This window comes from Candidatus Francisella endociliophora (genome assembly GCF_000764555.1).
Lineage (GTDB): Bacteria > Pseudomonadota > Gammaproteobacteria > Francisellales > Francisellaceae > Francisella > Francisella endociliophora.
In genome coordinates this window covers 648,317-667,264 of record NZ_CP009574.1, presented here as the reverse complement: position 1 = coordinate 667,264, position 18,948 = coordinate 648,317, and the positions used below count along the sequence as shown (strand labels likewise).

Genomic DNA, 18,948 nt, shown 5'->3' with positions numbered 1-18,948 from the left:
GCTAAGCGGTCGACCTTATTCAGTCAATTAGTTTAATTACTATCTCAAAATACGGATTTACAGCCCCAAAATCCGACATTCTCAACTCCAATTAATATTGATCTGTGTTTAACAATGCAGGAAATATTGATGTCAGAACAAGATATCCAAAATCAAGAAACTGATGCTCAAGATGTTCAATCTCAAGATGTGTCTAATGATGATTTAGCACAGAGACTTAAACAACTTGAAGAGCAAAACAAACAGCTACAAGAGAAGTATTCAAGTGTAGTTAGTGTTAATGAGCAGTTACTATCAGAAAAGCAAAAAGCTGAAGAGCAAGCACGCTTAGAAGCAGAAGAAAAGGCAAGAAAAAACGGCGACTGGGAGGCTATTTTAAAAGCCAAAGAACAGGAGCTAGAAGCCTACAAAGAGAAAGATGCTCTAAGAGTACAGCAAGAAAAGAATTTTGCTAAAGAGAAGCTTATAGGCTCTATATCTAGCGTGTTCACTAATCCGGTATTAACAAGACTTGTTGAACCAGATTTCACGTATTCAGAAGACCTTGGAAAACCAATCTTTAAACATAACGGTGTTGCTTATGACAATGCCGAGAAGATCAAAGAAGTTATCAGTTTAGACCCGCAATTCAAAGACTTTGTTAAAGCCACTGGTGCAACTGGTGGTCATGCTAGTGGTGGTATTAATCGTACGCCAATAGACAACGGAGTTAGTGGCAAAAAATATGATGACAACAAGGGCAAACAAGCAATTTTAAACAAGTTTCAATAAGTTAATAAAGGAGATATAAACTATGGCTTATCAAACAAGTGCAAACCTAGTATCGTTGTCTGAGAATTTACCAGACGATCAACGCTACTTACTTAATATGAGTGAGAAGTCAGCTAACAATATGCTGGGAGAAATTCCAGTTGTTACAGTTCCAAATATGGAAATGAAGGTTGGTTATAATGATGCGGTTCAAACAGTTAAGAAAACAGAACTTAACCAATCTATCCGCCAAGTTGAACTAACTAATGGTAATGAGAAAACAGAAGTTGTTAAAACTTTAGCTGCTAAGATTCCAGCGGCTTATATGCAAAAGTACTACAATAATGGTATGACTGACGAAATCATTGCTAATCAGATGAGAAAGATTGCCACTGATACTCGCAATGACTTCTATAGACAGATTTTCAAAGGCTACTCTAATAGTATGACAACTGATGTTATTGATGGCTTGCAAGTTCGATGTAATGATGATGGAGTTAACCATTTCTATAATGGTATTGATACTGCTAACAAGGCACCTAAAGCACTAAGTTTAAGCTTCTTAGATGAAATGATTATGGAATACTTAAGGTTCTCAAGAAGTAACCCTGTGATTATCTTACCGTCAAGAATGTATAGTGTAATATTCGCTAAAGCTATGCGTGATGGTAAGTTTGGTAACTTTATCATGCAAAAGAATGAGTTCGGTAAAACAATAATGACATACAATGACATACCTGTCAGATCTGCTGGTACTGGTGTTAATGGTGAGACTTCTCAATACGGTCAGTATGTTTTAGATTTCGATGAGGTTGCTCTAGATGCAAGTGGGAGTACTACTGGATCAATATACCTTGCTGATATGAACAGTACTGATGGTATGTTCTTAATCAACTCTAGCTCAGCTCCATTGTTTGAGATTAGAAAGAATAACGACCTTAACGGCAATGGTCAATATGATACTTTTATGTTTATGGCTATGGGCTTTGGTACAGCTTCACCAATTGCATGTACTAGAATTTCTAACATCTCGAATAGTGATATCGTAGATTAATAATAGGAGAGTATAAAATGACTAGCAAAAACCCTAATTTAAATTTATATCAAGCAGGTAAACCACCAAGAAAGTTTGATACGCTTTTAGCATTCAATGAATTTACAGATGGATCTAGTAATACCGTTGAAAATAGTATTACTAATGTTGTATCAGCACAGCAAACAACTAATGCTGTTGATTTTATGGGTGGTAAGCCTCAGAGAATTATTGCAGAGGTTATCAGGACTAAAGCAGATGATGGCGATGAGGTATACACTATAGAGGTCCACGGCAACATTGTAAATGTAGATACTGGTGCTACTAGTACTAAGCTTCTATATGACAAGTTTATAGCATCTGGTTTAGTTAATCAGGATAGAGTTGTTGCATATATTGATCCTTATGAAGTAGCTGGCCTTGTAGGTGAAGATGAAGAGATCGAAAGCATATATCTAGTAATTAAGCCAACTGGGACATCACCAGAGATGATCTCAAGTTTTTTCTTAACAGAAGTATAGGAGAATATAAAAATGTCTAATCAAATTAAATTACCAGCTTATTTTAAGATTAAAGATAAAGCATTTAAAGTAGTTCATTTTTCTGATTTTTACGCATTTGTAGGTATGGGCCATAAGCAAATTTCAGAGCAAGAATATCATAACTTAGTTAAGCCTAAGAAAGCTAAAACAAAAGCACAGCTAGAGGCTGAGAAAAAGGCTCAAGAAGAGGCAGAGAAAGCTAAAGAAGGTAAATAATAATGAGCTTAATTATTCAAGATGATTTAGGTAGTATTGCTAATGTTAATTCTTATGTCGATATCGCATACGCAGATGATTATTTCTTATCTATACTGGAAGATGATTGGATTAATGCAACGGATCAAGATAAAGAAATAGCATTGATACAAGCCTTTAATTACTTGGATAATGCTTATGTTTTTTATGGTAGTGCTATAACAATAGAGAGCAAATTTCCTAGAAATGATCTAGTAGTTGATGGTTTAACTATAGAGGGTATACCAACCGCAATTAAAAAGGCTCAATGCGAATTAGCTCTAGCATATATAAAACAAGGCTCACTAGATACTAATATTGATTATGCTACTGGTGATACTAGAACAATTATAGAAGAATCTAAAGACATCGCAGGAGCTATTAAAAAAACATTTAAATATGAAACTGATGGTATAGGTCCTAAAGATTATCGCTATTATCAGAGAGCAGATAAATACCTTAATGGTTATGTATCTTCACTTGGTAATAGTGCGACTGATGGTAATGATGTATCTGGTGGGTCAGTAGATATTGTGAGGGGTTTGTAATGATAGTTGTATTGACTGCAATTGTGTTTTTTCTTATAGGGTGGACCTGCTGTATTAAGTTACAAAAACTAATACTTAGGAAATCTATAACTAGATTAAATGCTATGGAAATAATGGTTGTTATATATGCTAAGCAGATAATATTAAATTCATTCAGAAAGATAAAAGATGATGAAAGAAGCTATATAACAGATAAAGCCCTTGAAGAAATACAAAGTGTACTTAAAGGTAAAAAATAATGGCACATTCTGACTATATAGAAGCAGCTCAAGATCTTATTGATGAAATAGATGAGTACGGTGTAACAGTTAAGCTTGTTGAGAAAGTCCGCACAGCAGGTGCTAGCCGTAATTCAGGAAGCTTTAGTTATAACTACATAGCTGATATTAAGATTCTTAAGACTTCTAAAAAGAATGCTCTCATTGGTGGTGCTGTAGTTGTCATTAGAGATGACTGGCTAGAAATGGCAGATATAGTTTGCTTAACTGGCAACACTCAAGAAATAAAGAAAGATCAGTATATCGAAATAGACAATACTAGATATGTTATTAATCAACTTAAGCCAATAGATCCAGCAGATTATGTTATCGGCTATTGGTTATCCCTTAAGGGTGTTTAGATGAGTGCTTTAGATACTAAGTTAGATGAGTTGACTAATTTCATAGAAGATAATCTTGTTGGCAATGTTTATTTCAATGATTATGATTTAGATACTGTTAAAGCATTAAAAACATTTATTAATGTGGATATATCATTAGATGGACCATGTGAACAGAAGACTTTGCTATCAGCAGGTAAAAAAGCCAAGTTTACTCAAGGTTTTAGAGTTACATTCTATTTGTATAGCACAGAATTAAAGTATCTTAGTGATATATTCAAGATGGTAAATAATGTAAATTATTTACTTAATAAACGTTCTTTATATCCTCAAGGATTCAGACTAACAAACAAGATTGTTACACCTCATGCTATCGTGGATGGTAGGCTAGGTGCAGAGTTCAATAACTATATAATTGAGTGTTTTTTTGAGCTTGAATATATAGATCAAGTTTATTAATTCTATTTGACTTCATTATCTCAGTATCTTAGATTTAAAGTATATTTATTCTGTTTGGAGTGGTTGTGGATAAAGTTTTTAAAACATTGGCTGGGTCAAATAAGTCAGCTATTGATATAGGCGATATAAAAATACCTTGTTATGTCCTGGAGGATGAAACCAGGGTATTATCTGGAAATGGCCTGCAAAGAGCATTAGGGTTTTCTCAAAATGCTGGTGGTACTGCACTATCTACAATGCTTAATACTGGTGATCTTAAAGATTATGTTACCCAGGAGATAATCGATAAAATTCAAAATAGAAAAAAGTTTATTCGGCCTGGTGGAGCTGGTGCAGTTTCTGAAACTTATGGATATGATGCAACTCTACTTATAGACATATGTGCATTGCTTGATGAATGCAAAGATAAAGGCATTCTTACACCAGGACAACAAAAGTATGCTGACCAGGCTGGAATAATACTCAGATCAATAGCCAAAGTAGGTATTATAGCCTTAATTGATGAAGCTACAGAGTATCAGTCATATAGGCAAAAAGATGAATTACAAAAATTCTTACAGCAATTTATAAGTAAAGAATTATCGGCCTGGGTAAAAAGATTCCCTAATGAATATTACCAGGAGATTTATAGGCTTTATGGATGGAGCTATGATGAAGATAATAACAAGAGGCCTGGTGTAATTGGTAAGATAACTAATAATATTATTTATGATAGGTTGGCTCCATATATTCGCAAAGAGTTAGAGAAAATAAACCCTAAGAACGAATCAGGCAATAGAAGTAATAAACATCATCAATATTTAACCCAGGATATAGGACATCCTGCTTTATCCCAACACATGCACCTGGTTATAAATTTTATGAAAGTTTCTAACACCTGGGATGATTTCATTAATATGCTAGATAAAGCTAAACCAAAATATACTCCTCAAATGCTTATGAATCTTGATTTATAATAAAATGTACGTATCGTGGCCAGGCTTATTATCCTTATAAATAAAGGCTTTCATTATCTCAATATGCTAAATATACAGGTATCTTGGGCAGGCTCTAAATGTGTAAATTGACATCCTTCCCCAAATAGCTTAAATTAAAGTGTTGTTTAATTTTTTTAACTACTGTTATGAATATAGAAAAGCTAGAAGATATCTATAGTTATTCAGAGCAGTTGAAGTCAGTAATTAAGAATTATATTTAGAGGTTGTTGTATGAGTACTGAAAATAAGCCAAAAGAAAAAAAATCTAATCCACTATATACAGCATTTATATGGATATTCCTAACAATTACTATATTGGGATTTATTACGATGTGTGCAACTTCTAAGAAAAGTGAAGATTCTAGTTACTCTTCATCACCTAAAGAAGAATGTAGACAAATGATAGAAAGTACATTCAGTCAGTATAAGTCTCTAAATATTAAATGGTTTAGTGGTGCTAGTGCTTATAAACATAGCAATGGTCGAACTACTGTAAGAATGGACTTTGATATACAGAATAAAAGTTTTGTAGCTAAGTGTTTGGTGAGTGAACACGGTGGTATAATTGATTTTGATACATACTCTAAATAACAATACTTGACAAGCAAATAATTCTCTTTTATCCTCTAAGTGTTGGGCTTCAACTCCCAGTGTGTGTAAATATCAATTATTCCGTTCTTTTACTTGTTAAGAGTTCGGGTGGACTGTAGCTATACAATACCCTCGTGGAAAGGCTATAGTGCGTGACAATGTCCCTTGCGACGAGCACACACGTGTTGAACCACCCGACATTATCAACAACAAAAGTGCTATTAAGCAAGGAGAACGGTCATGAAAGACTTAATCATAAACAATATACAAGTAAAACAGTTAGATAACCTTTATTGTTTAAACGATTTTCATAAATTAAGTGGTGGTTTTGATAAACATAAACCTGCTAACTTTATGAGATTAGATCAAACAAAAGATCTTATCGCCGAAATAAACCGAAGCTCAGATATGAGCATCGCATTCAAAACTAAAAAAGGTGGTTCCAATCAAGGTACTTTTGTATGCAAAGAACTAATATACTCTTATGCTATGTGGATAAGTGCTAAGTTTCAACTTTTTGTAATTAGAACTTTTGATAATCTAGTTAATGAACAGATGAAAGAAGTTGAGCAAGAACTATTCCACAAAGAAAGAGCAATCAAATCAATGTCTGCTAGATGGGCTAATGATAGGGATGAGCTAAAAGAGTTCAAAGAATACCACCATCAAGAGATAGCTAAATGGCAATATGAAGTTCAGCAGATGAGAAAAGGCACTAGATCTATACCTAAGCTAAGAATACATAAAGTAGATAAGTACGATAACTATTACTACAATAACTATCAAACTAATCATGATAAGTTGTATCAAGTGCTAGAAAGTATAAATATTGACTCTAGAGAGCTAAGAAAAGAGTTTAGAGCCGTGATTATATTAAACAACATCTTAACCCATGAACTCAGAGAATATCAAAACTATATGGATAATATGGCCAATAAAAGAATAACATCAACCATATACTCACATGAGTTAGTAGGTTTGTGTTAAAAGTCTAGAAATAATAATGGTCTAAAATAGGGTAAGAAAAAGTTTAAATATCTACTTTTGATGCTCCTAATTGTTTGTTTGGACTTCTCCAGATGTATTTGATCTATTATCATCAAACACTATCTTTTCAAACTGAAATAGTACAATAATTTCATTTACATTTTTAGCTTTATCTTGTCCATCATTTTTATGTAAAGTTACATCAACTATACGACCATCCGTAGCTGTATAAGTTGATAATATCTTATTTGTACCACCTGTTGGGGCTCTATCAACATTATTTAAAACAAGTTTTGATACAACATCTTTTTGATTAACCGCATTAAAAACAGCAGCTATTAAAGGCTCATAAGCAGGCATTTCTAGTGCTAATACAGATGTAATATTATCTAAGCTAGCAGAATGATTAGGAACTAAATGTAGATCAATATTATAAACCAAACTAAAATGCTCTCCAGCTCCATTTTGTATATTTGAATTTCTTCCAGCGACTTCTTTACTACCGCAATGTAAAAATAACTCTCCAGTATTCTCCATTTTAGCTTGCACATACATTGGCATAATTAATATCTCCTATATTTTTTTATAATCCATTAGCTGCTTCATAAACTTCTATACTTAGACTATTTTTAGTAGTATTTAAACAAGCGTCATACGCTTTTTTATTATCTGTACTCATTCTCATATATACTTTTAGAAAAGCCTTACCTAAAGCAAAATACCCAGGTTTAAAACTCGTTAATATATCAATTGGAGCAAGTTTAGCTCTCGATGTACACACTTTGCTTTCACTAACTATTTTACCAAGAACCCCCACTAATTTTTCATTGATTTGCCAAGCATCAGCATCAGCATAACCAATGCTTTTAAATACTTTTCTAACTTCTTCTTTTTCTTCTTCTGTGAGCATTGTGTCACCTCAATAATATCGTATTTTTATTTATAATTTCTTCCCCTATTTTTTTAGGGTAAACAGCTACAACGGTTACAAAATTTAATTTTTTTGAAAATATATAAAAATATTGTTTCTCAAAAAATGGATATGAAAAAATTACATAATCTTCGCCTTTGATTTCTTTAGGTTCTCTAGGTTTCATTTGTTCGTAAAAATTCTTTTGCTTCTCTGTTTTGGGGTTTGTAAACATTTCAAAGTAATAATCATACAAACTTTTATCCTTAATGTTTTCCTTATCGTATGTGGTGTAAATGTATATTTTATACCCTTTATCAGTTACAAAAATATCTATAGGCGTAGATTTCGTATCTGCTATATCTGTTTCTAATCTATACATTTTTTTAATATCTGTAGGCAAGAGAAAATCTAATTTATTATTTATTGAAAAATTAAAAGAATCATTAGCCCAACAAAACAAGGGTATAAACAAGCTGAGAGATATAAATATTTTTTTCATAAATAAGTATCAAAAAAACTAAACAACACTTTAATTTAAGCTATTTGGGAGAGGATGTCAATTGGGGTTATTTGTTGTCATTTTTCTTAGATTTTTTATACCTATCTATAACTATTCCTATAAATCCACCGATTATTGATACAATGGCAGGTGAAGCAAATATTGATCCAGCTATTATATTGTCATTATATATAAGAAAAGTAGATAGCATACTTAATATTATAATTGTTACAAAAGATAGCCATAGGGCTAACTTTTTTAAAGAAACATCTTTATTGAACTCTTGATTAACATTTTGTAACTGAGTCTGTTGAGTATCTATTTGCCTATTTGATATGGCCAATTTCTCTTTGTCACACTCAATTTGATGAATATGTTGTTTATTTACAAATTCTATATAAGTATCAACAAGTCTATGATCTACACTCTTTAGCTTCTCCATTTCAGATGCTGGAGGAAGTATAGAGCTATGAACCTCTGTTCTTTGTAAAAGTTGCTTTTGATTATTATTTTTAAATGGTTGATTTGACTTGCTCATAAGCTTTTCTACCTACTATGTTAAGAGAATTTCTTATCTCATTCATACTAGCAGAAATATCCCTTGAATTCGAGACATTAGAGCTATATAGGGTTGGTATGTCAATGTCAACTTTTGATGACGGAGAATCTTTCATAGATGCATCAATATTCTTACTGATATTAAATAGTCTTTTTATTGAATTTATCATATCATAACCTCCCTTTTAGTTATTAACTGTTATGGTAATCGCTTGCATTATAACTCATAATCTACTCCTTTTATCATGGTTATCTATTACTAATGTCATAGTCAACTACTACATGTGTAATATTACTATATAAATATACAAATATACAAATATATATTTTAATGCAGCCCTAAAATCCGACTTTTCTAAGCCGTTTTAAACTTTCCTTGAGTTTCATTCAAGGAGTTTATTAATGGCAACAAATTCAAATAAAAGTATTGGTTTAGTTCGTGAAAGTGTAATGGGAGTTACACCGAATAACCCAGAATTTACAACGGTTTCACTAGACAAAACAGGTTCGACATTCACAGCAGAACCAGAGTCTATCAATTCAAGAAATAAAGCTAAAGGTAGAGACCCTAGGGGAGCTAAGGTAGTTGGTTTGTCATCAAGTGGTACTATTGATGCTGATTTAGAATATGGTCATTTAGAGACAGTAGTTATTGAATCAGCAATGCTTAATGATTGGGTCTCTCAAGGTAGAACCAAGATATCAGCAGATGCAGATCAATCTACAATACAAGTTGCAGATGAAACATCTTTTTCAGTTGATGATATAGTTGCGTCTCATGGTTCAGTAGCTGTTGTAACAACTGTTAATGCTAATGAGTTAGTTTTAGATGCTGTGCTTGATAATGCAAGCGTTGGTGATAATGTTGTCAAGGTCGGTAAACGTATTACAGATGTTGATATTGTGGGATCAACTATAGTTTCTACAGGTTCATTTGATTTCACTACCCTTAATCTTAAAAATGGTCAGTTTATTAAATTAGATGGTTTTTCAGCGGATAATAATGTTTGGGTTCGTGTCGTATCTATAACTGCTACAGTAATTACAGTTGATCTAGTTCCTGATACTTGGACAGATGAGTCTATTGTTGGTGAAATAGACTTATATCATGGTGAGTATATTGTCAATGGTACAACTCTAGTACCATTCTCAACTTGTATTACTTATGGAGACTTAAGTACTGAATCATATAGATACTATAGTGGCAATATTGTTAATACTATGGAGTTTTCTGTTACTAATAAGCAGGCAATGACTATTAATTGTGCATTGCTTGGCTTGTATGTTGGAAATACAGAGACTAAAAAGACAGGTCAAACAGACTTAGACCCTTATGCTTCCAACTTAATTGATGGTTCAAATAACATTGCTAGGTTTGTACTAAATGGTAATGATTTATCATCAACCAATATTGTAACTGCAATGTCATTATCTCTTAATAACACAGCAGCTCAAACATGGGGTCTAGGTAGTAAATATCCTCAAAAAGTAAATGCTGGCGATCTTGAAATCACTGGTAATATAACTGCTTTCTTAGAGTCTATAGATCAGTTTGATAATGCAGTTAATAACAGTGATTTAGATTTAGTTTCAGTTCAGGAAATTAATGGTCAAGCAATGGTGCTTAATGTACCAGTCATGAATTTAACAGGTATTACAGAACAAGATCAAGATGACAATATCATTGTAGAACAGCCATACTCGGCTAAGTACTCAGATCAGTTTGGCTATACATTTATGCTTCAAAAATTTGAGGGAGTTGCATAATGGAATTATCAGCAATACAAAAAGTAGTTGAGCGTCAAAAACAGGGTATCTGGGTTGATATGTTTAAGAAAGAATCACCAGAGTACAAGGATTATGGTCATTTACAGTTCAAAGTTAAGTACCTACCAGAGAAGCTAAGGCAAGATCTTAACCTATTGTATGCAGACCTTGTAACCACTATGTCACAAGCACTTAAAATAAGTGGTGGCGAGCTAAACAAGAAAGGTGATATCAAACAACCAAAGCAAGAAAAAGAGGTTACAGATAAAGACTTAGATAGATTTAAGACATTAGCTAAGCGTATAGCGACTATTGAAGCAGATATCAAACAATTAGTAATTGATAATGATATGGTTATCGACTTCAAAGGATTTATGCAAGATGGACAGCCTGCACAATTCACGAGAGAAGCGCTAGAAACCATTATAGAAGCTTTTAACTATAACTTTGAGCCTGTGTTAGCGGTTATTAATAATACCAAGAGTTTTTCAGAAGGTATCTTGGGGAAGCGAAGCCAGTCATCAAAGACTGGGTAAATGGTAAAGGTGATGCAAAAGCAGATGTTATTGAAGAGCTTAAGAAAAAAGGCAAACCAATACCTAAAGCCTTACAAAGTAATGATGATGTTGATGCTATCACTAATTTTTATCTTATGTCTTTTTGTGATCTTAATACTACTAGATTTGTAACTGGCGAGGCTGTTAATCAGATAAATATATTTGATATGTACAAATATGCTGAGATGAAAGGCTATAAAGATGTAGATGAATTTGTATCAGTCATGAAGTCTATAGATTCGCATTATATAGATCTTAGGATTAAGAAGATGCAAAGAACTATGAAAACTAAGTAGGTGTATATATGGCAAGAGCTAAGAGTTTTGGTAGTTTTGCAAAAAAAATTGCAGATATAGATGTTAAAGAAAATGTAGCTAAGAATCTTAGGGTATACTCATTAAAGCTATATAGCAGGATACAGCAATATTCGCCTGTAGATAGTGGTCAGTTTAGGTTTAACAATAGATTAACTATCTATAATCGTACCAATCAAGTATCTAGCAATAGTTCTAAATCTAAAAATACATCACAAGCAAAGAGTGAAACTGATAGATATAAGGATATTAGTAAACCTATATATATTCAAAATAATTTACCTTACGCCGAAGTTATAGAGGATGGGCTATATCCAAAGAATCCTAAGAAAGGGTCTTGGAATAAAAAGACAAAAAGCCACGAAATAAGATCACAAAACGGATATTCAAAACAAGCAACATCTGGAGTTTATAAAGTAGCCCTAGAAGATGTTCAGTTTAAACCTAAGAGTTTATTATCATGAAAGAACCTATTTATATAGAAATTAAACAAGACGGTGGCGATGTAGTAGCTAAAAAAATAAGTGATATAGGTAAGGCTGCTGGAAGCACAGATAAAAGAATACAATCACTACAAAAAGAAAATAGAAAATTATCAGATAAAAACAAAGAGCTATCTACTTCGCTTGCAGACCTTGAGAAAAGATTTAAAACTGGTGCTGGTGGAGCTAACTTGTTAAAAACAGCTTTCGCAGCTATTGGTGGGACTCTTCTAATCCATAAGCTTTTTGAATACTCAGATAGCTTACAGAATATGGAAAACAAACTTAAGGTTGTTACTAGTTCATCTGAAGAACTAAAAGCAGTACAAGAAGAGTTATTTAATGTTGCTAATAGGTCCAGATCAAGTATTGGAAGTGTTGTTGACTTGTACTCTAGAATGGCTAGGAGTACTAAAGCATTAGGTTATTCTCAAGAAGAAACTCTACAACTAACAGAAACTATATCCAAAGGTTTACAAATATCAGGAGCATCAGCACAAGAGTCAGCTTCGGCAGTATTGCAGCTTGGTCAGGCGTTCGCTAGCGGTGCATTAAGAGGCGAGGAGTTTAATGCAGTAAATGAAGCATCGCCAATAATTATGGAGGCTTTAGCTAGATCAATAGCTGGTGTTGGTGCTAGTTCAGAAGAAATAAATGTTGTTCGTGGCAATCTTAAAGATATGGCTAGTCAAGGTCAATTAACGGCTGAATTAGTTGCTAAAGCAATGCAAGAGCAAGCTGGATGGATAGAGTCTGAATATGCAAAGATGGAGACTACTGTTGGTCAGGCTTTAACATTAATACAGAATAATTTTTTACATGCGTTTAAAGACTTTGATGATGCTTCTCATATTTCTGATATTCTAGCCACTTCATTGGAGTTTGTGGCTAATAATTTATCTACAGTTCTTAAAATGGTTACCATTCTTGGTAGTGCTATGGTATTAAATTTTGGAGGTAAGGCACTATATGCTGTTACAGGTCTAAGCAATGGTATTAAAGGTTTATTTACCGTTATTGGTAAGAATCCAATATTCTTGCTAATTACTGGTCTTACATCACTATATTTTATTATTGAATCTGTCATAAATTCAAAAGATGAGTTAAATGAGGCAAGCAAAAAAGAAATAGCTAATAATAAAGCGCTTATAAGCACATATACAACACTAAATAAAGTTGAAAAAGAAAACGCTAAAATAGATCTAACAAAGAAAATAGAAGATCAGAAAAAAGCTTTAGAAGATCTTAAGAAGCAGCAAATAGAAGCTCAGAATGAAGCTAAAAAACTTGAAGATAGAGCTAAATCATTACAATCTGGTTTTAACACTCCTGGACAAAGTTTTTTTAATAAGAAATTTAGTGGAGATGTTTCAGGTCTAACCAAGATAGATGATGAAATATTAAATGCTCAAAAAAGGCTAGAAAGCTTCGAGACTACATTGAGAACACTTGAAGCAAAAGACAAACATGAGGTAAAAATAAAAGCCACAGTTCAATCTGAATTAATAGAAAAGCAATATGCAGATCTTGTTTCTGGATTAGAAAAAAACATAGCTATATCCCAAGCTAAGGCTGCTGGTGATACATTTAAAGAATACTTGCTTAAAAATAATATAGATACTGCCAATTTTACTGATGAGCAGATAGATATAATTAGGAAAAGGTTTAATGAGTTAGAAAGTTTTAATGATAAGAATATATCAGTAGATAACCCACTGGGTAAATTTGATTTCAAAGAATTTGCTGATGGCTTAGGTATTTATAACTCAGAGCTAGAAAAGACACTATCTAACTTCGATGTTATCAACTCAAAAACCAAAGACTTAACTGCAGAACAAAAACAGTTATTAATAGCTAACGAGAAAATAAAAGCATTTAAATCTATAGGAATACAAAACCCAGAAGCATTGCTTGATGCAACAGATAAGTTAGCCTTACAAAGGCAAGAGATGGAAAGGTATGAGGCTGTAGCTAAGAAAACTGGTAAAACAGTTGAGGAGTTAAAGCAAGCAGTAGAGTCAAACAAAGATGGTTATGATACATTATCAGCATCTATCTCCAACTTTGATGTATCAGCTCTACAATCACTAGGATATACTCAGCTATTGACAGACTCAGTAAATAATTTTGGTAATAGTATAACAAATAGCCTAGTAGATGTATTAACTGGTGCTAAATCACCTATGGAAGGCTTTCTTAATTTAATTCAAAAGATGGCATTAGATATTGGTACTCTTATCATCAAAATGTATACATTTAAAGCTATAACCGAATCAATAAAAGCTTTTCAAGGTGGAGGTATCGGTGGCTTGTTTGGTATGTTTGGCTTTGCTGATGGTGGTCAAGTACCAGTTATCAAATATGCTGATGGTGGCTTAGCTGTAGGTAATTCACATGCTAACGGAGGTATTAAAGGTATTGTTGCTGGGCAAACACCTATAGAGTTTGAGGGAGGTGAGTTTATAGTAAATAAGGACTCAACGGCTAAGTATTTGCCATTACTTAACCAGATAAATACTAATAGTCTGAAGTTTGCTGATGGTGGGAAATTACCACAAGCACCAGTGAACACTATTGTATCGCCTGTGACTTCACCAAGACAATCTAACAATAGTGATAGTTCAAATACTAATAAGATACAGAATAATATTAAGTTTGTTGTTGTTAGTAATCAGCAAGAAGCAATATTAGAAGCTACAAATGAGCCTGATTTTGAGGCTAGAATATTTAATATTATGCAAAGGAAAAATGAGTATATTACGTAAAATTTAATTTATTGGGTAAGTTATTGTCTATGACATACTTATCATAAGCTTTCGCCGCTTCGATATCTGTCGCATATCTCCCTATATACTTAGAACGACTGTTGATGGAAATATATGATTTATATTTATTGTTATATTTATCAAAATGGACTCCACGATACTTAACTTTACCAGTCACTCTAGTATTTAGCATATTATCTGATGGCGTTACAAATCTACAATTACTAGGCTCATAGTTACCATCATTATCTATTCTGTCTATTTGCAAACCTTTTTTATAACCATTATCCATACACCAATCATAAAATGTTTTGAAATCATTACGCCACTCATCGCAAACAGTTATTCCACGACCACCGTAATATTTATAATTTATAGCTTTTGAATTGTAGCATCTGTACATTAAATTGTAATATGTATTACATAATGGGTGTTTTCTTAATCCGTACTTCTGCCTAGGAGTGCTAATTCTTTCTATACGATAACAACCACAAGATGTTGTTAGTCCACTTCTAAGATCAGGTAATCTATATTCTTTCTTAGATCCACAAACACATTTTGCTAGCACCTTTCTACACTTTTGTCCACTAGGCTGTATATGTGTTTCAACTTCCTTAATAATCGTTAATCTACCATACTTATCGCCAGCTTTGACTTCTACTTTTCTTAACATAACAACTCCTTGCTATTTGAACTCATGATAAATATAGGCAGGTGTATGAGTAGTACACTTTTCGCCCGCTAAAGCTAGCCTACATACATATTATAACATATTTCAGATATTATTTTTTGGATGTATAACATACAACAAAGAAAGCAAGAGTATTTAAGCTAAAATCCGACATTCTAAACCTCTCTTACAATGTCTATAAGTTTTATTCTAATTTTTATTCTAAATGTATCAAACAGGAACAGCTACAAATTATATTGATCTACTAGCTAAAATACTTGACTTATCAACTACAAACGGATGGACTTTAATCGAGTGTAACGGCAATACTTCAAGTCCTACCAGTGCAGATCTTAATCTAACTCCTGCTGATGCTACAGTTGAAAATAGAAGCTTTCTTCAATCTACTGGACATGGTGGCACTAGTCAGTGGCAGATCGAACTATTTAGCTATCAAAATAGCTCTAGTGGCTTATATAACTTGGTATTTAGATGCGGTGTATATAATGTCGCTGGAGATACTACATATTTACCTAACTTGCTAGGCAACTGGCAATGCTTAACTAACTCTAATGATTCATGTAACTATTGGATGAATGTTAATGCTGGTCGTATTTTGTGCAACACGTCTCTTTCATCATCTTATTACTTGATGTATTGTGGATATTTCTTTCCTTATGGTAGTCCTAGTCAATATATAGCACCATTATGCTCACTTGGCCAAGGAGCTAATTATACAGCAGTAAAGTATAACGATGATATAAAGTCGCTATCAAGAACAAATACTAGTTCATATTCGTTTACTTGTATCACTCATGAACAATCAAATGCTAATGGTCATGGGAATAGTTCATCTGCTGGAATATTACCTTTCAGAAACAAGAGTGATTTAGCTTTTTATTCTGGCAATCATCATCCTAAAAGAATACACGGAACTCTTGATGAATATGAATTATTTGAATCAACCGTTGTTCATTCAGGTAGTGAAGCTGGGTATCTCGATGGCATAAGGCAAGTATCAAGTGAAGAAAATAGAAATGAGGCAGAAGTTACCGAATCAAGCGGTAATGTATGGATCTGTTTTGGCCAGCATCAATCTTTAAGCGCTAGCGAAATGTTTGCTATAGATACGGAGAGTGTGTAATGAGCTATCAAATAGTAAACAATCCTTCATCTATAACAGATATTTTTGGGGTTCTTGCTCAAGAGTTGACAGATAACAGCTACACAGTTGAAAGGTCAAGCGAAGTTGTAGGCAGTGAAACCTGTATATCTTGGACAGATGGAAGCGGTTTATACTTCCATGTTGATTGGAATGGTTCAGATGTTATGTATACTTCAATATCAACTGGTTACGTAGCTGGTACCTTGGGTAGGAGCCAAGCTGGTGCTGAATATAGTAATTATATTCAAACATATACAAAGCATGATTTTAGTGATTCTGATGAAACTATTATTGTAGTTACTGATGATCTAATATATCTAAAGCAAGACGTTTACCCCCAATATAAACCAGCATTTCAATTTTCTAAGAGTTATTTTTATTCAAAAGGTACTCAATGGTGTGTTACCAATTCATCTTATAATAATAGAAACTCTGGGGGAGGTTTTAACCCAGCAATATTTGAAACATTAAGCTCTTATAGAAGCGGATTTTCAAATAATTATACATACTCTTATATAGTATATTATGATGGCTCAAGTATCGTGAAGCAGGGTAATGCTTATTCTGATACAGCTTTTAATGGAATGATACAGCCAAATTCTCAGCTCCCAGGTTATGACTATGATGGTGTTGATAGTTGGCTTGGTCTTATGTTAGTTGATGAATATTATTCAACATTAGCAAAACCTCTAAGGGTATATATTAACGGTCAACCATTTGCAAAAATAAATAACAGATTAGTTATAGGTAGAGGAGATAATTTACTAGACAATAAACCAGTTCAAATAGCCGGAAATAATTACATTAGTACATATAGAAGAACATCTAGCTCTTGGGGTGGCAGACCAACCAACACTCAAGAAGTTGTTTTAATAAGGTACGACTAATGAGTATTGCATACGATACATTTATACCGTCAGTATTAGCAAGTGCTTTACCAGTTGAGCCTATTGGCGATAAAATTATACCTATACCAGAAATAACTAATCACGGTGCTAAAACTGATACTAACCCTAGCTATACTCAAGATTATGGCAAGGGTGTTTATAGTGATACTCATAATACAGTAGATTATGTATATTCAGGCGTATATATAATCAACACACTTACACCTAACGACAGTGAAGGTCATATATTTAATTTTGGTACTTTCTCGGATGATGTATCAATTAATGCTTATGTTTGGAATGCTACCAATGAAGTGCAGACGCTATCATCTAAGACATTCATTGGAGACACTTCTAATATAGATATTAACTACGATACTATCACACTAAAGCCAACTCAAGAGATACTAGTAACTATTACAGCCTCAGCAGATGGCGACCCTATAATAGATGGTACAGTAACATCTAACTATACTACTACAGCTACACCAATTAAGGTGCAAGGCTCAAGAGTATTAGTATGGATATTTGAACAGAATAAAGAAAAATCAGACTCGTTTGAGTTTCTTACTAATATATCACAAGCCTACGATAGAGAGTATCGCACAGCATTAAGAGAAGTGCCTAGCTTCAAGGCTAATAGAAGTTATCAGCTAATAGATCAAGAGGGTTATGCTCTACTTAATGAATATGCTAGAAAAAGCTTCAAATCAAAGTATAGCTTCCCATTATGGGAGAAGTCTAAATATTTTTACAAAGAGCTAACTATAGGCACTACAGCTATTGATTATGAAGAGATATACAATGAAAGCTTTGAAGACTCTTTGAACATCTTAATCTATAAAGATAATCGTAATTATGAAGTGGTGCAAATTGATAATATATCAGGTGATACAATTAATCTAAGAGCTGAAGTTAAGAACTATTATGATAGATTCCAAATAGTACCTTTATATAGTGGGTTTGTTAAAAATATATCTATTCAGAATATTAATAAATACAGTACTTTTGATGTTCAGATTATTACCAATCAGATACCTAAAGAAAACGGCAATATACCATTTACAACTTATAATAATCTGTATGTTAATGACTGGATATATACTGAAGAGCAAAGCCGAGAAGTAACACAAGACACTAATATCATAACTAGTGGTATGGGCTTATTTGATATATCCGAAAATCGTTTTTATAACAACGATATTTTCGGTATACAGCATATAATAGATACAACATTGCTTGAAGACTTTAAAGCTTTTATTTTTGACTGCAACGGTCAACAAAAACCATTTTGGTTATTATCTCGTAAAGATGAATTTGAATTTTTAGGCTTCAATGGTACAAACTATAGTCAAATATTAATAGACAGCTATACAACCGCTACAGGTTTTAATGATGCTCATATTTACTTTCTAGATGCTGAAGGCAACTATCACTTCAGAAAGGTAACCAATATTGATAATACGGCTAACTACAATTTTACTCTAACACTAGATACAGCTTTAGCTAGCGATATATCAGTAGTTCAGACTGGTTTTATGTTACTTGTTAGATTGAATAGCGATATTGTAACTATTGAAGATATCAGCTCAAGAACTCACAAGGTTAATTTATCTTGCTTAAGACTACATCGTGAAGAAAAGGAGCTTTAG

General features: G+C 33.0%; 24 protein-coding genes. 19 read left to right on the top strand and 5 right to left on the bottom strand.

Translation table 11 applies throughout. From position 1 onward, the window contains the following. The first annotated feature begins 129 nt into the window (after window positions 1-129). From QI37_RS03270 to QI37_RS09905, 11 genes are all read left to right on the top strand, one after another. Window positions 130-771 (top strand): hypothetical protein, encoded by a 642-nt coding sequence (locus QI37_RS03270; RefSeq protein ID WP_040008513.1) that lies wholly within the window; start codon window positions 130-132, stop codon window positions 769-771. A 22-nt stretch (window positions 772-793) separates the two neighbouring features. After that, window positions 794-1,804, top strand: coding sequence for a hypothetical protein (locus QI37_RS03265; RefSeq protein WP_040008512.1), 1,011 nt, complete (start codon window positions 794-796; stop codon window positions 1,802-1,804). A gap of 17 nt (window positions 1,805-1,821) precedes the next feature. Beyond that, window positions 1,822-2,304 (top strand): hypothetical protein, encoded by a 483-nt coding sequence (locus QI37_RS03260; protein WP_040008510.1) that lies wholly within the window; start codon window positions 1,822-1,824, stop codon window positions 2,302-2,304. Window positions 2,305-2,316: 12 nt separating this feature from the next. Next, on the top strand, window positions 2,317-2,541 hold the full coding sequence (locus tag QI37_RS03255; RefSeq protein ID WP_040008508.1) for a hypothetical protein: 225 nt from the start codon (window positions 2,317-2,319) through the stop codon (window positions 2,539-2,541). A gap of 2 nt (window positions 2,542-2,543) precedes the next feature. After that, on the top strand, window positions 2,544-3,107 hold the full coding sequence (locus QI37_RS03250) for a DnaT-like ssDNA-binding protein (RefSeq protein ID WP_040008506.1): 564 nt from the start codon (window positions 2,544-2,546) through the stop codon (window positions 3,105-3,107). Beyond that, window positions 3,107-3,346, top strand: a complete 240-nt coding sequence (locus QI37_RS03245) for a hypothetical protein (protein ID WP_040008503.1) — start codon at window positions 3,107-3,109, stop codon at window positions 3,344-3,346. The genes QI37_RS03250 and QI37_RS03245 overlap by 1 nt, the downstream gene beginning before the upstream one ends. After that, the gene (locus tag QI37_RS03240; protein WP_040008501.1) at window positions 3,346-3,726 is read left to right on the top strand and encodes a hypothetical protein; all 381 of its coding nucleotides are present in this window, start codon (window positions 3,346-3,348) and stop codon (window positions 3,724-3,726) included. The genes QI37_RS03245 and QI37_RS03240 overlap by 1 nt, the downstream gene beginning before the upstream one ends. Next, window positions 3,727-4,164, top strand: coding sequence for a hypothetical protein (locus QI37_RS03235; protein WP_040008499.1), 438 nt, complete (start codon window positions 3,727-3,729; stop codon window positions 4,162-4,164). A 65-nt stretch (window positions 4,165-4,229) separates the two neighbouring features. Beyond that, on the top strand, window positions 4,230-5,120 hold the full coding sequence (locus QI37_RS03230; protein WP_052399139.1) for a P63C domain-containing protein: 891 nt from the start codon (window positions 4,230-4,232) through the stop codon (window positions 5,118-5,120). 252 nt (window positions 5,121-5,372) lie between these two features. Next, the gene (locus QI37_RS03225) at window positions 5,373-5,732 is read left to right on the top strand and encodes a hypothetical protein (protein WP_040008498.1); all 360 of its coding nucleotides are present in this window, start codon (window positions 5,373-5,375) and stop codon (window positions 5,730-5,732) included. Window positions 5,733-5,972: 240 nt separating this feature from the next. Beyond that, entirely contained in the window at window positions 5,973-6,719 is a 747-nt protein-coding gene (locus QI37_RS09905) for a KilA-N domain-containing protein (protein WP_052399138.1), read from the top strand. Window positions 6,720-6,785: 66 nt separating this feature from the next. Here QI37_RS09905 and QI37_RS03215 read toward each other — a convergent pair whose 3' ends face one another. The 4 genes from QI37_RS03215 to QI37_RS03200 form a co-directional block, all read right to left on the bottom strand. Beyond that, the gene (locus tag QI37_RS03215; RefSeq protein WP_040008496.1) at window positions 6,786-7,280 is read right to left on the bottom strand and encodes a hypothetical protein; all 495 of its coding nucleotides are present in this window, start codon (window positions 7,278-7,280) and stop codon (window positions 6,786-6,788) included. 22 nt (window positions 7,281-7,302) lie between these two features. Next, on the bottom strand, window positions 7,303-7,629 hold the full coding sequence (locus QI37_RS03210) for a hypothetical protein (protein WP_040008495.1): 327 nt from the start codon (window positions 7,627-7,629) through the stop codon (window positions 7,303-7,305). A 4-nt stretch (window positions 7,630-7,633) separates the two neighbouring features. Then, entirely contained in the window at window positions 7,634-8,131 is a 498-nt protein-coding gene (locus tag QI37_RS03205) for a hypothetical protein (RefSeq protein ID WP_040008493.1), read from the bottom strand. 67 nt (window positions 8,132-8,198) lie between these two features. Then, a complete protein-coding gene (locus QI37_RS03200; protein ID WP_040008491.1) occupies window positions 8,199-8,669 on the bottom strand; it encodes a hypothetical protein in 471 nt (156 codons plus the stop codon). Between the two features lie 422 nt (window positions 8,670-9,091). Between QI37_RS03200 and QI37_RS03190 the strand changes: the two genes are divergently transcribed. The 5 genes from QI37_RS03190 (at window position 9,092) to QI37_RS03170 (ending at window position 14,574) form a co-directional block, all read left to right on the top strand. Next, window positions 9,092-10,456: a phage tail tube protein gene (locus tag QI37_RS03190; protein WP_040008489.1), complete on the top strand. Its 1,365-nt coding sequence runs from the start codon at window positions 9,092-9,094 to the stop codon at window positions 10,454-10,456. Beyond that, the gene (locus QI37_RS03185) at window positions 10,456-10,992 is read left to right on the top strand and encodes a hypothetical protein (protein ID WP_040008488.1); all 537 of its coding nucleotides are present in this window, start codon (window positions 10,456-10,458) and stop codon (window positions 10,990-10,992) included. The genes QI37_RS03190 and QI37_RS03185 overlap by 1 nt, the downstream gene beginning before the upstream one ends. Before the next feature lie 116 nt (window positions 10,993-11,108). After that, entirely contained in the window at window positions 11,109-11,309 is a 201-nt protein-coding gene (locus QI37_RS03180; RefSeq protein WP_040008487.1) for a hypothetical protein, read from the top strand. A gap of 8 nt (window positions 11,310-11,317) precedes the next feature. Further along, window positions 11,318-11,791 carry a hypothetical protein gene (locus QI37_RS09900; protein ID WP_052399137.1) on the top strand — a complete coding sequence of 158 codons (474 nt, stop codon included), beginning with the start codon at window positions 11,318-11,320 and terminating at the stop codon, window positions 11,789-11,791. Then, window positions 11,788-14,574, top strand: a complete 2,787-nt coding sequence (locus QI37_RS03170) for a tape measure protein (protein WP_040008485.1) — start codon at window positions 11,788-11,790, stop codon at window positions 14,572-14,574. Before QI37_RS09900 ends, QI37_RS03170 begins: the two co-directional genes overlap by 4 nt. Here QI37_RS03170 and QI37_RS03160 read toward each other — a convergent pair. Beyond that, window positions 14,567-15,247 carry an AP2 domain-containing protein gene (locus tag QI37_RS03160; protein WP_052399136.1) on the bottom strand — a complete coding sequence of 227 codons (681 nt, stop codon included), beginning with the start codon at window positions 15,245-15,247 and terminating at the stop codon, window positions 14,567-14,569. The two genes, QI37_RS03170 and QI37_RS03160, sit on opposite strands and share 8 nt — an antisense overlap. A gap of 223 nt (window positions 15,248-15,470) precedes the next feature. On the opposite strand from QI37_RS03160, the gene QI37_RS03155 reads away from it, so the two are divergent. From QI37_RS03155 to QI37_RS03145, 3 genes are read left to right on the top strand one after another with little or no spacing between them, the layout of a single operon-like run. Beyond that, entirely contained in the window at window positions 15,471-16,388 is a 918-nt protein-coding gene (locus QI37_RS03155) for a hypothetical protein (protein WP_040008483.1), read from the top strand. Continuing rightward, window positions 16,388-17,296: a hypothetical protein gene (locus QI37_RS03150; protein WP_040008480.1), complete on the top strand. Its 909-nt coding sequence runs from the start codon at window positions 16,388-16,390 to the stop codon at window positions 17,294-17,296. Before QI37_RS03155 ends, QI37_RS03150 begins: the two co-directional genes overlap by 1 nt. Continuing rightward, window positions 17,296-18,948, top strand: a complete 1,653-nt coding sequence (locus tag QI37_RS03145; RefSeq protein WP_040008478.1) for a hypothetical protein — start codon at window positions 17,296-17,298, stop codon at window positions 18,946-18,948. Before QI37_RS03150 ends, QI37_RS03145 begins: the two co-directional genes overlap by 1 nt.

Coding starts and splice junctions, on each gene's coding strand:
- QI37_RS03205 (WP_040008493.1), bottom strand. CDS start 8,131: ATGAAAAAAATATTTATATCTCTCAGCTTGTTTATACCCTTGTTTTGT.
- QI37_RS03265 (WP_040008512.1), top strand. CDS start 794: ATGGCTTATCAAACAAGTGCAAACCTAGTATCGTTGTCTGAGAATTTA.
- QI37_RS03180 (WP_040008487.1), top strand. CDS start 11,109: ATGTCTTTTTGTGATCTTAATACTACTAGATTTGTAACTGGCGAGGCT.
- QI37_RS03245 (WP_040008503.1), top strand. CDS start 3,107: ATGATAGTTGTATTGACTGCAATTGTGTTTTTTCTTATAGGGTGGACC.
- QI37_RS03150 (WP_040008480.1), top strand. CDS start 16,388: ATGAGCTATCAAATAGTAAACAATCCTTCATCTATAACAGATATTTTT.
- QI37_RS03155 (WP_040008483.1), top strand. CDS start 15,471: ATGTATCAAACAGGAACAGCTACAAATTATATTGATCTACTAGCTAAA.
- QI37_RS03210 (WP_040008495.1), bottom strand. CDS start 7,629: ATGCTCACAGAAGAAGAAAAAGAAGAAGTTAGAAAAGTATTTAAAAGC.
- QI37_RS09900 (WP_052399137.1), top strand. CDS start 11,318: ATGGCAAGAGCTAAGAGTTTTGGTAGTTTTGCAAAAAAAATTGCAGAT.
- QI37_RS03185 (WP_040008488.1), top strand. CDS start 10,456: ATGGAATTATCAGCAATACAAAAAGTAGTTGAGCGTCAAAAACAGGGT.
- QI37_RS03270 (WP_040008513.1), top strand. CDS start 130: ATGTCAGAACAAGATATCCAAAATCAAGAAACTGATGCTCAAGATGTT.
- QI37_RS03145 (WP_040008478.1), top strand. CDS start 17,296: ATGAGTATTGCATACGATACATTTATACCGTCAGTATTAGCAAGTGCT.
- QI37_RS03160 (WP_052399136.1), bottom strand. CDS start 15,247: ATGTTAAGAAAAGTAGAAGTCAAAGCTGGCGATAAGTATGGTAGATTA.
- QI37_RS09905 (WP_052399138.1), top strand. CDS start 5,973: ATGAAAGACTTAATCATAAACAATATACAAGTAAAACAGTTAGATAAC.
- QI37_RS03255 (WP_040008508.1), top strand. CDS start 2,317: ATGTCTAATCAAATTAAATTACCAGCTTATTTTAAGATTAAAGATAAA.
- QI37_RS03170 (WP_040008485.1), top strand. CDS start 11,788: ATGAAAGAACCTATTTATATAGAAATTAAACAAGACGGTGGCGATGTA.
- QI37_RS03240 (WP_040008501.1), top strand. CDS start 3,346: ATGGCACATTCTGACTATATAGAAGCAGCTCAAGATCTTATTGATGAA.
- QI37_RS03250 (WP_040008506.1), top strand. CDS start 2,544: ATGAGCTTAATTATTCAAGATGATTTAGGTAGTATTGCTAATGTTAAT.
- QI37_RS03190 (WP_040008489.1), top strand. CDS start 9,092: ATGGCAACAAATTCAAATAAAAGTATTGGTTTAGTTCGTGAAAGTGTA.
- QI37_RS03200 (WP_040008491.1), bottom strand. CDS start 8,669: ATGAGCAAGTCAAATCAACCATTTAAAAATAATAATCAAAAGCAACTT.
- QI37_RS03225 (WP_040008498.1), top strand. CDS start 5,373: ATGAGTACTGAAAATAAGCCAAAAGAAAAAAAATCTAATCCACTATAT.
- QI37_RS03215 (WP_040008496.1), bottom strand. CDS start 7,280: ATGCCAATGTATGTGCAAGCTAAAATGGAGAATACTGGAGAGTTATTT.
- QI37_RS03260 (WP_040008510.1), top strand. CDS start 1,822: ATGACTAGCAAAAACCCTAATTTAAATTTATATCAAGCAGGTAAACCA.
- QI37_RS03235 (WP_040008499.1), top strand. CDS start 3,727: ATGAGTGCTTTAGATACTAAGTTAGATGAGTTGACTAATTTCATAGAA.